The following is a 14,634-nucleotide window of genomic DNA, read 5'->3' on the forward strand; positions in this document are numbered from 1 at the left end:
CAATATCAACTTTAAGGTCACTATGATTAGTAATATTGGATCCATTTTTAAATGTGGTTGTGTGCTTGTTTACAATGCCATTACACCGCAAAATGTGATCATGCTCCCGGTTAACAGTCGGGAATCAGAGTTCAGGATGTAGATAAATGAAAAAAGATAAACATGCCGTACTGAGTATCTTGCGGGATAAAATTCTTTCCGGCGCATTGCAACAGGGAGACCGGCTGGCTGAAATTCCTACCGCAGAGTTACTGGGCGTCTCCCGGACACCTGTGCGTATTGCATTTCGTGCGCTCGAACAGGAGGGGCTACTGACTAAACTGCCGCGCCGCGGTTATCAGGTCAGGCAAATAACCAATGATGAAATTGCCGGTTCGGTGGAAGTCAGAGGTGTTCTGGAAGGACTGGCCGTGCGTCAGATTGTGGAAAAGGATCTCGCCCCCGGACTGACAGATACACTCAGGCACTGTTTGCAGGCCGGGGATGAATTGTTTGCCGAACGCTCTTTTAACGAGGCGAAGGTACAGGCTTATGTTGAAATTAACCGGCAGTTTCATGATTGCCTGGTTAAAGGCAGTCAGAATAATGCCATTGCTATGGCCCTGCAGATAAATGAACACCTGCCTATGGCATCGGTAAATGCGCTGGTATTTAACCCAGAACAAACCGAACGCGAATATGAACGGCTTTATTATGCCCACCAGCAGCATCACGCCATTGTGCAGGCCATCACCGCCGGCCAGGGCGCCAGAGCGGAAGCGTTGATGAAAGAGCATGCCCAGGCGGCGTTAAACAGTTATGAGCAGCTATCGGCCAGTGGCGTGTCGAAAACCATCCGTTCTGAATAACAGTGTTGCTTACAGCCGCGCCTGCGCTGCCATGCGCACAGCGGCATTGGCTTCACCATAATTTGCGTACTGGTTGCGTTGCACTATTTCAAAAAATAAGCCGTTGATTGGCTTGGTGTAAAAGTGGATAAAGTGGCCGGTCTGACTCTCATCATAAAGCAGGTTATAGCGGCGTAGCTGTGACGCCAGCTCGTCCGGCAAATCATATCTTGCGTCCAAATCGTCGTAGTAGTTCTGCGGTATTGGCAATACTACGGACGGGTCAAGGTGCTTAACGTAATTGAGTATATCGCTGCAATGCAGAGCAATGTGCTGCACACCCGAACCGGCATGGTTCTGCCGGAAGCGTTCGGTTGAGGCATTGCCACTGCGGGACATATTAAAAGGTAATCTGATTTTCTTGTCGGCACTGGTGGCAGTGCGGCTGACGATAAGGCCATGAGGGTCAATCAGATCCTGGGGCTGGGCAATATCGAGCCCGAATAAAGCCCGGTAAAATAGTGAGGTGGATAAAAATTCAGACTCGGCAATGCCGCTGGTAATATGATCCACCCGCATGGCGTATGCCGGCGTCGGGGCAGGGATTTCCAACGGCATAAAATCCACATCAAAAAAACGTCGCTGAGCGGCCAGTGCCTGAACAAAATACACCAGTTCGCCATTCATACCGCGGATCCCGGGGATACGCATTTCGCCATTTTCCGGGTGAGCCGCAAAGCCCGGGTAACTGAAGTACTCTGCCCGTTGTACCATGTCCTCGGCATTTTCTACCTGATAAGCAATGGCACAAACTGAGGTGCCGTGCACCAGATAGTGATTTTGCGCGAAACTGTCGGGCTCCTGGTTCAATACTAAGCTCACATCACCGTTGCGAAACAGCGCTACATCCTTATGGCGGTGTTGGTGGGTCTGGATAAAACCAAGTGCCTGGATAAGCGCCAGCAGAGCTTTTCTGCTGTCACCGGCGGTGGCAAATTCAATAAACTCTACATCGTTAACCGATGGCGAGGGGGGGAAGTTGTGCTGGTCGAGCAGGGGGGGAGCCAGAATATCCGGCGTGCTTTTGATCACTTCATCCTCCAGCCAGAGTAGCGAGCGTTTGCCATCCTGCGCAGTACTGGTACCCGGACTGGAGCGGAATTCATCGTTAAATATCTCATGGGACACATAGCCGTCATAGCCTGTTTGCATGACCTTTTGCATAAATGCCACCACGGGCAGATCGCCCTGTCCCGGAAAACAGCGGAAATGGCGGCTCCATTGCAATACATCCATATCCAGCCAGGGCGCATCGGCAATTTGTACCAGGGTTATTTTGTCGCCCGGTATCTCTGCCAGTAATGACAGATCGCCACCGCGGGCAAATAAATGAAAGCTATCAAGCACTATTCCCAGATGGGGATGATCCGCCTGTTTCACAATTTCCCAGGCATCCTCGTAGCGTGATACATAGCGGCCCCAGGCCAGCGCTTCGTAGCCGAGTTGGAGATTTCGCTCGGCGGCCAGCTTAGCAAGGGTATGCAAGTGTTCACTGGCCAGAGCTCGACTATCGATGGTTTGAGTGGAGACATTACTACAGATAAACAGCGTTGAAGTGCCCAGCGCGTCCATGACGTCGAACTTGCGTTGTGCGCGGTCAAGGTTACGCGCCATGAGATGGGCGGGCATGCATTCAAAGTCACGAAAAGGCTGCAGGGCAACGATGGCAATGCCATGATCGTCGGCGATGCGCTTAACCACCTGAGGCGGCTGGTCAAATAACAGCAAGTCGTTTTCAAATATTTCGATACCGCTAAATCCAGCCGCCGCAGCCGCTTCAATTTTTTGGCGAAGATCCCCCGACAGACATACTGAGGCGATGGCGTGTTTCATGGCTGACTATCCCATCTGTAAGACGACGCTTCGATGACTTTGGTTAGTCATCGTCGCTGAATGTTAATTTATGCAGGAATACTAAGGCGCTCGGTAATCACTTGTAAAAGATCCATTATTCGCTAATGTATAACATCAGGTTAATAGCCGGGCAGGGAATACCCTCCCGGGCATAAGGCAAGTTGAGCCTAAGAGTTAATAACAGATGTTGCTGAATTTTAGACAGTTAGAAGTGTTCAGAGCCGTAATGATTGCCAAAACAATCAGTGGTGCAGCAGAAATTTTAAATGTATCCCAGCCGGGGATCAGCCGGTTATTGAAATACATGGAATATAAGCTGGGTATTGCGCTGTTTGAACGGCATAAGGGCCGTTTGATTGCAACGCCGGAAGGGTTGGAATTATTTCGCGAACTGGAGCCGATTTATCAGCGCGTGGAAGGTTTGGATGACACCATTAATCGGATTATTAAAAAGGACAGCCAGCAGTTTCATATTGCCTGTACACCCAGTCTGTCTAATGTGGTTATGCCCTGGTTATTCGCGCGAGTAAGACAGGCACAGCCGGACTGTGTGCTGAAGCTGGAGACACTGGCAAATGAAATGATGGTCGAATACATTAGTCAGCGCCGCATCGATTTTGCTATTGCTTTTGGCAACATCAGCCACCCGTTATTGTTGACGGAACCGTCTATTGAACTGAGGTTGCAAGCCATTGTGCACCGTTCCCATCCACTGGCCTCGCGTTGCGAGCTTAGTTTTGCCGATCTGGTGAAAACCCCATTTATCAGCTATTTTCCGGAAACCTTACTCGGTCAGTTGATTAAGCAGGGGTTTGCAGAGCTAGGCGAAGAACCTTACACCGCAGTAATGGTGCGCTATTCTGATGATGCCTGTGCTATGGCTGAACAACAACTCGGGGTGACGCTTGCATTTGAATACAGCGCGGTAACTCAACGCTACCCCGAGCTCACTGCTATCCCACTGGCGGCCCCGGCGCAACAGGTCTATTTTGTCAGACATGCGGAGGTATCCATGTCTAACCATTTACGGCTGTGCTACGAAAATGCGCGCGCAAGCATGCTGCATCTGGCCAAACATGGCTTAACCTGATGTTATACCTTTGCTATATCCGGGTAATTGTAAGTTAAGCGGTTATGGTTAGAGTACAGTGATGGTCTTTACGAAAATTTAATAAAAATTATACAACCGTGTGAGAAGTTTCATGTCTGTAGTCACTGACGAGTTTGAGCAAAGTACGCAGCACATTCGTGATGTATTAGATAATAAGAAAATGGCCCCTCTGCAGATTCTGGTGGTGATGATTTGCTTTGCCCTGAATATGATAGATGGCATGGATGTGGTGTTAATGTCCTATGCGGCGCCGGTGCTGGCTGTGGAGTGGTCGATCGAACCTGCGGTACTGGGAGCCGTATTCAGTGCTGCTTTAGTGGGGATGACGGCAGGATGCCTGGTGATCGCGCCTTACGCAGACGTTATTGGACGGCGTAAGATGATCTTACTGGCTGTTACTACGATTGGCACGGGCATGTTGTTTTCCGCCTGGTCGGTGTCGTTGACCCAGTTGGTTATTGCCCGAGTCGTTACCGGCCTTGGCGTTGGAGCGATTCTGGCCAGTATGGCCACCATGACCTCAGAATTTGCGTCTAAACAACGGCGCAATCTGTGTGTGTCATTTTTGCAGGCGGGTTATCCGATTGGCGCAGTGATTACCGGCTTTGCGTCGGCCTGGCTTATTCCTGAATTTGGCTGGCGCATGATGTTTGAAGTCTGCGGCCTTATTACGCTTTGCATGTTACCCGTGGTGTATTTCCTGATGCCCGAATCGCCGGAATTTTTATTAAAGAAACAGCCAGCCAATGCGTTACAGAAGATTAATAAAACCCTGGCCAGCCTGAACGCACAAGTCCTTTGTAGTTTGCCGGCAAGCCAGGGAGAAGTGAGCAAAACCTCCGTTAAAGCGTTATTCAGAGAAGGTCGTACGCGGCCGACCTTATTGCTGTGGGCGGGTGTCTTCTTTGGCTTTTTTACCCTGTATTTCGTGATCAGCTGGATCCCTAAAATAGCCGTGGATGCCGGCCTGCCTTTAGAGAAGGGCATATTTGCCGGCGCTGCGTATAATATGGGCTCGTTTGTCGGCAGTATCTTTCTGGGCTGGATATCAGCCCGGTTTGGCCTGCAGCGCATGATATTCCTGTTTTTCGTGTTGGCTGCGATCACGCTTATCATCTTTGGGAATGTGTCGATGAGTGTCAGCCTGATCTTGCTCACCGCTTTTGTGCTCGGCATTACTTTAAATGGTGGGTTTAATGGCTTTTGGCCCACTTCAGCACGGCTGTATCCTACTCATATTCGGGCTACTGGTGTGGGCTGGGCGGTCGGTGCTGGCCGTGCAGGGGCTGTAATGGGGCCTTTAGTCGGGGGATATTTACTGCAATCCGGTGCCGGGTTGGCAGTAACGTTCTGGGTGTTTGCTATCCCGGTGCTGTTGGCCGGCACCGTTACACTGTTTATCCGGGATGCAGATTTCGCGAATTAGCTTCGCTTACGCTGGCTGAGTCAGTCGAGCCAGCTTAATGCCTCGTTAATAAGTCGTTCGCTGGCATTGATTTTATGACCGGTAAAGTGAGCAAAGGCATCGAGCCCCTGAAAAATCCACAGGTCGAATCCTGTCATACATGCCATCGCGGCTTTTTCACAGGCCATAATAAAATCGGTCTTCAGGGGAATATAAACTGCATCAAATGCCCATGACTGACCGTGCATACCGTTGAGATCAAAAGGCGAGCCCGGCTTGCCATACATTCCTAATGCCGTACAGTTAACCAATCCGTCGACGTTACTTTGCAATTGACTTATGTCGGCTACGGGCACCGCTGAGGCCCTTATTCCGTGTGCTTGCAGCACATTGGCTAAAGCTTCGGATTGGGTCGGCACAATGTCGGCGATGAAGAGGTGTGAGGCTCCTAACTCACCCAGTCCAAATGCAATGGCACGGCCAACACCGCCAGCGCCACACATCAGCACCCGGCCAGGCTTTTGGTTGCCGCGACGAAAAAGGTAGCCCTGCTTAAAACCACTGTAGTCTGTGTTGGCGCCATATAAATGGCCATCAATAAAGCGCAGGGTGTTGTAAGATCCAATTTTATCGTGTGACGCTACCAATGGCGCCCTGACGTGGCTGTAAACAACCTGCTTATAGGGATGGGTGACGTTGATGCCATGAAAGTCATTTGCCATTAAACCGGCAATGCAGCGCATGGGGTCAAAGTCGGCAATGACCTCTGAATCAATTAATTCATAGTGCAGGGCTTCACCTGCCTGATGGGCCAGGAACCGTTGCAGCTTTGCCATTTTTGAACGAGCAATATGGGCGCCCATGAGCGCCAGTTTTTTTTGCATAACGACCGTACTTCCTAAATTAACTACCAGCGTGTACTGACGTTATTACAGCGGGATTCGGGCTGGGTGTAAAATATCAAAAGTAGGTAGGGCTATAACATGGCGTTAATCACTGCGGCAGCGCGGGCACTAAAATCCGGGGAACAGGCCCATCATAAAGGCTTAATATAACGTTGAGTTAACTAAAGCACTGCGTTTACAACAGTTTGTGCTGGCGTAGCAATCGTTTTAAGGCGGCCGGTTTTAATGGTTTGGGTAAGTATAACAGGCCCGCTTCACGGGCTTCGTCGCGAACGCCATCGTGCCGGTTAGCGGTATTTAATATGCCGGGCACCGCTTGCTGCCAGTGCTCACGCAACTGTTTTACAACATTGATGCCGGTCTCGCCATGATCCAAATGGTAATCAACCAGCATCAGGTCGGGAACCTCTTCCAGCGCGATGGCTTCGGCAGTGGTTTTTGCGACCATTACCCGGGCACCCCAATCGCTTAGTAAAGCCATCATGGCGGTACTGATTTGTTCGTCGTTTTCAATCACCAGAATAGCTTGGTTATCGAGTAATCTCACTGCCTCTGACCGTTTGTCAGCTATCGAATCCGTGCTGCGCTGCAAGACTTCCCGGGAGCGCTCAACCCGGATACTGAAGGCGGTACCTTTGCCGGTTTGAGAGGCAACGCTAACCGGGTGAACCAACAGCTGACTGATACGCTCCACAATGGTCAAACCGAGGCCCAGGCCTTGATTATGCTGCTGATCGAGTTGGTGGAATTCATTAAAAATTTCCTGCAACTGGTTTTCGGGAATACCCGGCCCGGTATCAATAACGGTAATTTCTACGGCGTCGGTGGTGCGATGGCGCACCCCAATTAAAACCGTGCCGCTGTCGGTGTAGCGTACGGCATTGGATAGCAGGTTTTGAATAATACGGCGCAACAACTTGGGATCAGAATAAACATTGACGCTAGTTGGCACATAGCGCAATTTCAGCGCTTTCTGCTCGCCGATGATCTTAAATTCATTGACCAGTCCGGCCAGTACATCATCGAGCGCAAAATGGGATTTTTGTACTGTCAGGCGACCGGATTCCAGCTTGGTCATATCAAGTAGCGAAGTCAGCAGGGATTCGGCACTGTTTAACGAGTGCAGCAGGCCTTCGCTCATGGTATGAAGCTCGGTGCCTGAGGTTTTCTGAACCAACATTGAGGCAAACAAAGTGGCCGCGTTAAAAGGCTGCATGAGATCGTGTCCCGCTGCCGCCAGAAACTTGGTTTTACTTAAGTTGGCCTGATCGGCTTCCTGCTTGGCGACCTCGAGCTGTTTGGTTCGGTGCGCAACCCTTGCTTCCAGTTCGGTTTTAGCCTGCTCCAGTTCGTCCTGAATTTTGATGTAAGCGGTAATATCGCTGTAAGTGGTAACATAACCGCCTCCGGGCAGGGGACTGCCGTTAAGTTCTATGACCCGGCCATCGGCCTGTTTGCGCACATACTTATACTGACTGCCGGCCGCCATATAATGTACGCGTTTGTCGATTTCTTCCTGCATATTGCCCACTTCGCCCAACAAGCCGCGCCGGGCGTTATATTGCAACAGGTCTTTTATGGGCATACCAACCTGAACCACGCCGGCAGGATAATTAAACATATCCAGATAACTGTCGTTCCAGGCCAGCATGCTGAGGTTTTGGTCAAGGACTACGATCCCCTGTTGAATATGCTGTACCGAAGACATTAAGACTTCATGGTTAAACTGAAAACTCTGCGAGGCTTCTTCCACCCAGTGGACGAGATTGGAAAATCCCCGTCCCTGAGAATCGGCAATGGCGGTTAACAGGAGTCTCGCACTGGGATGACCAATCTGACCTGCCATGAGTTTTTCGACCCGAACTAACAGCCCCTGGCTGGCATAGCCCTGACGGCTGTTACTGGCATCAGGGCCACTCAGCTGTTTGGCCAGCGTCGCGTGAGCGCCGGGCTCCAGAACACGCTCGGTTAAAGACAGTAAATCGCTCACCGCAATGGCAAGCTCAGGTTCTTCTTCGGGGCCAACAGGCTGCGCAAGCTCTTTCGCTGTGACCAGTTTACTGGCTGGAAACAGGGCAGCCACCAAAATATAAACCGCGCAGTTGATCACCAGACTAAGTACATAACTGGTCGCGAGATCCTGATCGCTGGGGATAGGATTAAAGTAATAGCTGGAGAGCAGGCTGGGGTAAAGCATCCAGACCACCCAGCCAATAAATCCTGCCAACATGCCACTGATAGCGGCGGTTTTGCTGCGCTTTTTCCAGTACAGGCTAAACATCATGGCCGGCAACATTTGCGATAACAGGGCCATGGCAATGATACCGCTTTTGACTAACGGCGCACTCTGACTAATGTTGACGTGATACCAGAAAGCCACAGACAGCACGACCAGCACAGTAAGCCGGCGGATATTCAGCAACTGGCTGGCTTTCATGGTGTGGCGTGCCTGCTTTTTTAGCTTGAGCTTAAACCACAGTGGCGTGATCAGGTTGTTGGCAATCATGATCCCCAGTGCCAGGGTGGCCACGATGATCATGCTGGTGGTTGCCGACAGGCCGCCTAAAAACGCAATGACCGAAACCGTAAGGTTTTGCTCGTGTAACGGAATAGCCAGTACCAACGAGTCGGACTGAGCGGTGGTAGGGTCGAGCAATAAACTGCCGGCCAGGGCAATGGGCAACAGAAAGAGAGTCATCCCTAACAAATATAAGGGAAACAGCCAGCGGGCAGTATTCAGCTCGCTGGTACCGTTATTTTCGACAAAATTCATATGAAACTGCCGGGGCAGGACAAACATGGCGCAGATGCCCAGCAGGATATGGCTGACATAAACGCTCCAGCCCTTATCGGCATATAAAATGTCGCGCCCCGGCGGATGCCGGGCAGCCTGCGCTACCAGGTCGAATAATCCGTCGAACAAGCCGTAGCAAACATAAATGCCGACCACCATTAACCCCACGAGTTTGATCATCGACTCGGCTGCTATGGTCACCAGCAGGCCCGGGTGTTTTTCGGTAAGGCTAAGGGTTTGTGTACCAAACAGAATGGCAAAAAGGGCCATTAATGCGGCCACATATAACCCCACGGTGCCTGAGCCACTGTCGGCGTCGGCGGTGAGCAAATTAATGCTCTCGGTGATGGCATCAAGCTGCAGGGCGATGTAAGGCACTACTCCGACAAAGCAAAGCAGCGTTATCAGCGCGGCCAGGCTGTGCGAGCGGTCATAGCGCAGGCTGATAAAGTCAGCCAAAGAACTGACACTGTTTTGCTGGCAAATGCGGGTAATTTTAATTAACACCGGAAAGGCAAATAGCATCACCAGCGCAATGCCCACGTAGGTTGGAAACACCGCCCACCCGTAGTGGGTGGTTTGGGTTGTGGTGCCAAAGAAGGCCCAGGACGTGCAGTGGACCCCAAGTCCCAGGCTATAAAGGACAGGGTGCTGCTTATTTTTATCTATTTTTTTATCACCCCAAAATGCCAACGCAAACAAGCCTGCCAGATAGAGCAGTACAATAGCGCTGACACTCCAAATATTTAGCATGTTGAAATAGCCCTTATTTTATGCGTTGTTAAATTAGCATAAAAGCTGCCCATGTTGATATTTTGTAAACGTTTTTTATTGCCCTGCAGGGCAATGCATGGCCTCTCCTGGCCGGGCGACCGGCGGATTAGCGTTAAAATTGCCACAAACCATAAAAAAATTGTGGATACCCTTGAAGGGCGTCAAACCACCCCCATAAATAGCCTCAATGTGAAATACGACCCAATTAACTTGTGGAGGAAAGCATGAGCGAGCCGCGCGACGTGCAATCAGAACAAAATGAAAACCTAGACCCCCAAACCGAAGCCCAGGCCGTTGACGCCGAGCAGGTGGAAGTGGTTGAAGGCGAGGCCGTAGAAGGCGAAGTAGTAGACGAAACGGCAGAAAAAATTGCCAGCCTGGAAAAAGCGCTGGCGGCTGCAGAAGCTAAAGTCACTGAACAACAGGACAGTGTGCTACGAGCTCGTGCTGAAGCTGACAATGCTCGCCGTCGTGCCGATGGTGAGGTTGAAAAAGCCCGTAAGTTTGCGCTGGAACGTTTTGCCGGTGAGTTGCTGCCAGTCATTGATAACCTTGAACGCGGTCTGCAAATGGCGGATACCGAAAACGAAGCGATTAAGCCGCTGGTTGAAGGGGTCGAAATGACCTTAAAATCTTTTGTCAGCACAATTGAAAAATTCGGAATGGCCCCTATTGATCCGCAAGGCGAGGCGTTCAATCCGGAATTGCATCAGGCAATGTCGATGCAGGAAAGTGCTGACTTTGCACCGAACACGGTAATGGCAGTGATGCAAAAAGGGTACGAATTAAACGGACGTTTGCTGCGTCCGGCCATGGTAATGGTTTCGCGTGCACCAAGCGACGGTGTAGATACGCAGGCTTAACAGTTATTTTTTATTACAGGTATTGAAATTGGTGGTGAATAACCCCACTAATTTTGCAAGATTAAAAAAATTTTTGGAGACACGTAATGGGCAGAATCATTGGTATCGATTTAGGTACAACGAATTCATGTGTCGCAGTTTTAGACGGCGACAAACCGCGAGTAATTGAGAACGCGGAAGGTGATCGCACCACGCCATCAATCATCGCTTATACTAACGACGGTGAAACACTGGTAGGTCAGTCTGCGAAACGTCAGGCAGTAACCAACCCGGAAAACACTTTATTCGCTATCAAGCGTCTAATTGGTCGTCGTTTTGAAGACAAAGAAGTACAGCGCGACATCGACATCATGCCTTTCAAAATTGCCAAGGCTGACAATGGTGACGCTTGGGTAGAAGTGAAAGGCGACAAAATGGCGCCGCCGCAGGTTTCTGCCGAAGTACTGAAGAAAATGAAGAAAACTGCTGAAGACTATCTTGGCGAAGCAGTGACTGGCGCGGTAATTACTGTTCCAGCGTATTTTAACGACTCTCAGCGTCAGGCAACGAAAGATGCCGGTCGTATCGCAGGTCTGGAAGTTAAGCGTATTATCAACGAGCCAACAGCTGCTGCACTTGCCTACGGCATGGACAAAAAGCAAGGCGACAACGTTGTTGCGGTTTACGATTTAGGTGGTGGTACCTTTGATATCTCAATCATCGAAATTGATGAAGTAGACGGCGAACACACCTTTGAAGTACTGGCAACCAACGGTGATACCCACTTAGGTGGTGAAGACTTCGATAACCGTGTTATCACTTACCTGGTAGACGAGTTCCACAAAGACCAGGGCATTAACCTGCGTAAAGATCCGCTGGCAATGCAACGCTTAAAAGAAGCGGGTGAGAAAGCTAAAATCGAACTGTCTTCTTCACAGCAAACAGAAGTTAACCTGCCGTACATCACCGCTGATGGTTCAGGTCCTAAGCACTTAGCGATCAAACTGACGCGTGCCAAGCTTGAATCACTGGTTGAAGACATGGTGAAAGAGTCGCTTGAGCCGGTTAAGAAAGCGCTGGCTGATGCTGACCTGTCGGTAAGCGATATTAACGACATCATTCTGGTGGGTGGTCAAACCCGTATGCCTCTGGTACAAAAATACGTAACAGAGTTCTTCGGTAAAGAGCCACGTAAAGACGTTAACCCAGATGAAGCGGTAGCTGTAGGTGCTGCGATTCAAGGTGGTGTTCTGTCTGGTGACGTTAAAGACGTACTGCTGCTGGATGTTACCCCGCTTTCACTGGGTATCGAAACCATGGGCGGCGTAATGACCGCGCTGATTGAGAAGAACACGACGATTCCGACCAAGAAATCGCAAACCTTCTCAACCGCAGAAGACAACCAGTCTGCCGTAACGGTACACGTGCTGCAGGGTGAGCGTAAACAGGCGCAGGGCAATAAGTCACTGGGTCAGTTTAACTTAGAAGGTATTCGTCCGGCTGCTCGCGGTGTACCGCAAATCGAAGTAACTTTCGATATCGATGCCGACGGTATCCTGCACGTATCTGCTAAAGATAAGGACACCGGTAAAGAACAGAAGATCACCATCCAGGCTTCTTCTGGTCTGAACGAGGACGAAATCGAGAAAATGGTAGCCGACGCGGAAGCCAACAAAGAAGCCGATAAGAAGTTCGAAGAACTGATTCAGGCTCGTAACCAGGCTGACGGCATGGTCCACGCTACCCGTAAGCAAATGGACGAAGTAGGTGACGCCCTGAGCGCCGACGATAAAGCGCCAATTGAAGAAGCCCTTAGCGCGCTGGAAACCGCTTCTAAAGGTGAAGACAAGGCAGAAATCGAAGCGAAGACTCAGGAGTTAATCCAGGCCTCCTCCAAGCTGATGGAAGCCGCTCAGGCCCAGCAAGCTGCGGCGGGTGGTGCTGAAGGTGCCGACGCTGGTGCAAGCCAGGGTAAGCCTGACGATGACGTTGTTGACGCTGAGTTTGAAGAAGTTAAAGACGACGACAAAAAGTAAGTAACACGAATTTCCGGCGGTTCGCCGCCGGTGAGCGTTACCATCAGGCGCAGCAGCACACAGCTTGTTGCGCCTTTTTATGTAATACCCATTCCACAAACTATGTTGACAGCCGAAAGTTCGGGCAGTGAATTGCAGCACATGGTTGCTGAAATGGGTATAGTAACAATTAAGCAATCGGGCAATGCACCAGGCATTGCTGTTAACGGGTAGGAATAGCGAGCGATATGTCGAAACGAGATTACTACGAAGTGCTTGGCGTGGACAAAAGTGCCGGCGAGCGCGAGATTAAAAAAGCATACAAAAAACTGGCTATGAAGTACCACCCTGACCGGACGCAGGGCGATAAAGCACTGGAAGAAAAGTTTAAGGAAATCCAGGAAGCTTACGAAGTACTGACCGATGGTCAAAAACGCGCAGCATACGACCAGTATGGCCATGCTGGTGTCGATCCAAATCGCGGCGGTGCCGGATTTGGTGGTGGTGCTGATTTTGGCGATATTTTCGGCGATGTGTTTGGTGATATTTTTGGTGGCGGCCGCGGTCGTCAGTCACGGGCTCGTCAGGGCGCGGATTTACGCTACAACCTGGAGATGTCACTGGAAGAAGCCGTGCGCGGCAAAGAAGTGGAAATTCGCGTACCGACACTGGTAGCCTGTGATTCCTGCCATGGTTCCGGTGCCAAGAAGGGCACCAGCCCGAAAACCTGTCCGACCTGTCATGGTCAGGGCCAGGTACAAATGCGTCAGGGCTTCTTCGCAGTTCAACAAACCTGTCCTACGTGTTCTGGACGCGGCAAGATTATCAGCGATCCGTGTAATGAGTGTCATGGTCAGGGCCGTAAGGAAGAAACGAAAACGCTGTCGGTTAAAGTACCTGCAGGCGTGGACACCGGCGACCGTATCCGCTTAAGCGGTGAAGGCGAAGCCGGCGAGAGTGGTGCACCAGCAGGTGATTTATATGTGCAGGTACATGTTCGCGATCACGACATCTTTACCCGTGACGGTAACAATCTGTACTGCGAAGTACCACTGAGCTTTACCACAGCGGCGCTGGGCGGCGAGCTACAGGTACCGACGCTGGACGGTAAAGTGAAGCTGAAAGTCAGCCCGGAAACGCAAACCGGCCGTATGTTCCGCTTACGCGGCAAAGGCGTTAAGTCGGTTCGCAGCGGTGCCATTGGCGACTTGCTGTGTAAAGTCGTGGTGGAAACCCCGGTGAATTTGTCGGCCAAGCAGAAAGAATTGCTTAAGGAGCTGGACGAATCAATGGGCAAAGGCACAGACGCTGCTAAGCACCGTCCTAAAGAGCAAGGCTTCTTTGACGGCGTTAAAAAGTTCTTCGATGACCTGACTAATTAGTCATCCGGCTTTAAAAATTAATGATTTAACGGATCAACCCTTGTTGATCCGTTTTTGTTTGTCCAGTATAAAAATAACTCATAATAATTACGCCGACCAAAGCGAACTTTTAATAACCGGAGACCAGGAAATGAAATCAGTAAAGGTATTTACAGTGGGACTAATGGCAGCAGGTATGTTTACTGCTGCGAATGCAGCGACCGTTGCTAAATCAGAAAAGCAGGCAGAAGCAGCGGTAGAATATCGCCAGTCGTTGTTTCAACTGGTAAAAAGTAATGCCTCGCCAATGTTTGGTATGGCCAAAGGGGCTTTACCCTTTGATGCTGAGGTAATGCAAACCAATGCGACGCGTCTTGAGCAGTTAGCCGATATGATGGCTGACTACCTGTTGGTGGACACCAGCGGTTTTGATGTGGATACCGAAGCCAAGCCGGCTCTGTTTAGCAATGAGTCAGACGTAATGACTAAAATCGCCAAATTCAAAGAAGCGGCTACCGGTATTAAGAAGGCGGCAATGGCCGGTGATGAAGACAGCTATGGCAAAGCCATTGGCGCATTAGGTGGTGGTTGTAAGTCATGCCACGATGATTACAAAGAGTAATATTAGCTAATATACAAGTTATTCACCAAGCCGGCATCAGCCGGCTTTTTTATTTTCGTCATCC

General features: G+C 50.4%; 10 protein-coding genes. 7 read left to right on the top strand and 3 right to left on the bottom strand.

Going from position 1 to position 14,634, the window contains the following annotated elements:
- The first annotated feature begins 146 nt into the window (after positions 1-146).
- A complete protein-coding gene (locus AC27IB_RS08030; RefSeq protein ID WP_296053269.1) occupies positions 147-848 on the top strand; it encodes a GntR family transcriptional regulator in 702 nt (233 codons plus the stop codon).
- A 9-nt stretch (positions 849-857) separates the two neighbouring features.
- Here AC27IB_RS08030 and AC27IB_RS08035 read toward each other — a convergent pair whose 3' ends face one another.
- Positions 858-2,720, bottom strand: a complete 1,863-nt coding sequence (locus AC27IB_RS08035) for a bifunctional sugar phosphate isomerase/epimerase/4-hydroxyphenylpyruvate dioxygenase family protein (RefSeq protein WP_487120143.1) — start codon at positions 2,718-2,720, stop codon at positions 858-860.
- A gap of 205 nt (positions 2,721-2,925) precedes the next feature.
- Between AC27IB_RS08035 and AC27IB_RS08040 the strand changes: the two genes are divergently transcribed.
- Entirely contained in the window at positions 2,926-3,831 is a 906-nt protein-coding gene (locus AC27IB_RS08040) for a LysR family transcriptional regulator (RefSeq protein WP_487120145.1), read from the top strand.
- A gap of 112 nt (positions 3,832-3,943) precedes the next feature.
- Entirely contained in the window at positions 3,944-5,278 is a 1,335-nt protein-coding gene (locus AC27IB_RS08045; protein ID WP_296050706.1) for an MFS transporter, read from the top strand.
- A gap of 20 nt (positions 5,279-5,298) precedes the next feature.
- On the opposite strand, the gene AC27IB_RS08050 is transcribed toward AC27IB_RS08045, so the two are convergent.
- A complete protein-coding gene (locus AC27IB_RS08050; protein ID WP_296050704.1) occupies positions 5,299-6,141 on the bottom strand; it encodes a shikimate dehydrogenase family protein in 843 nt (280 codons plus the stop codon).
- Positions 6,142-6,337: 196 nt separating this feature from the next.
- A complete protein-coding gene (locus AC27IB_RS08055) occupies positions 6,338-9,709 on the bottom strand; it encodes a PAS domain-containing hybrid sensor histidine kinase/response regulator (RefSeq protein WP_487120148.1) in 3,372 nt (1,123 codons plus the stop codon).
- Positions 9,710-9,954: 245 nt separating this feature from the next.
- On the opposite strand from AC27IB_RS08055, the gene grpE reads away from it, so the two are divergent.
- The 4 genes from grpE (at position 9,955) to AC27IB_RS08075 (ending at position 14,570) form a co-directional block, all read left to right on the top strand.
- Positions 9,955-10,593: a nucleotide exchange factor GrpE gene (grpE, locus tag AC27IB_RS08060; RefSeq protein WP_487120150.1), complete on the top strand. Its 639-nt coding sequence runs from the start codon at positions 9,955-9,957 to the stop codon at positions 10,591-10,593.
- A gap of 86 nt (positions 10,594-10,679) precedes the next feature.
- Positions 10,680-12,608 carry a molecular chaperone DnaK gene (gene dnaK / locus AC27IB_RS08065; RefSeq protein ID WP_487120152.1) on the top strand — a complete coding sequence of 643 codons (1,929 nt, stop codon included), beginning with the start codon at positions 10,680-10,682 and terminating at the stop codon, positions 12,606-12,608.
- A 227-nt stretch (positions 12,609-12,835) separates the two neighbouring features.
- Positions 12,836-13,969 (top strand): molecular chaperone DnaJ, encoded by a 1,134-nt coding sequence (dnaJ, locus tag AC27IB_RS08070; protein WP_296050693.1) that lies wholly within the window; start codon positions 12,836-12,838, stop codon positions 13,967-13,969.
- Positions 13,970-14,099: 130 nt separating this feature from the next.
- Positions 14,100-14,570: a c-type cytochrome gene (locus AC27IB_RS08075; protein WP_296050690.1), complete on the top strand. Its 471-nt coding sequence runs from the start codon at positions 14,100-14,102 to the stop codon at positions 14,568-14,570.
- The last annotated feature ends 64 nt before the right edge of the window (positions 14,571-14,634 follow it).

Source organism: Alteromonas sp. 4NH20-0104 (assembly GCF_057547795.1).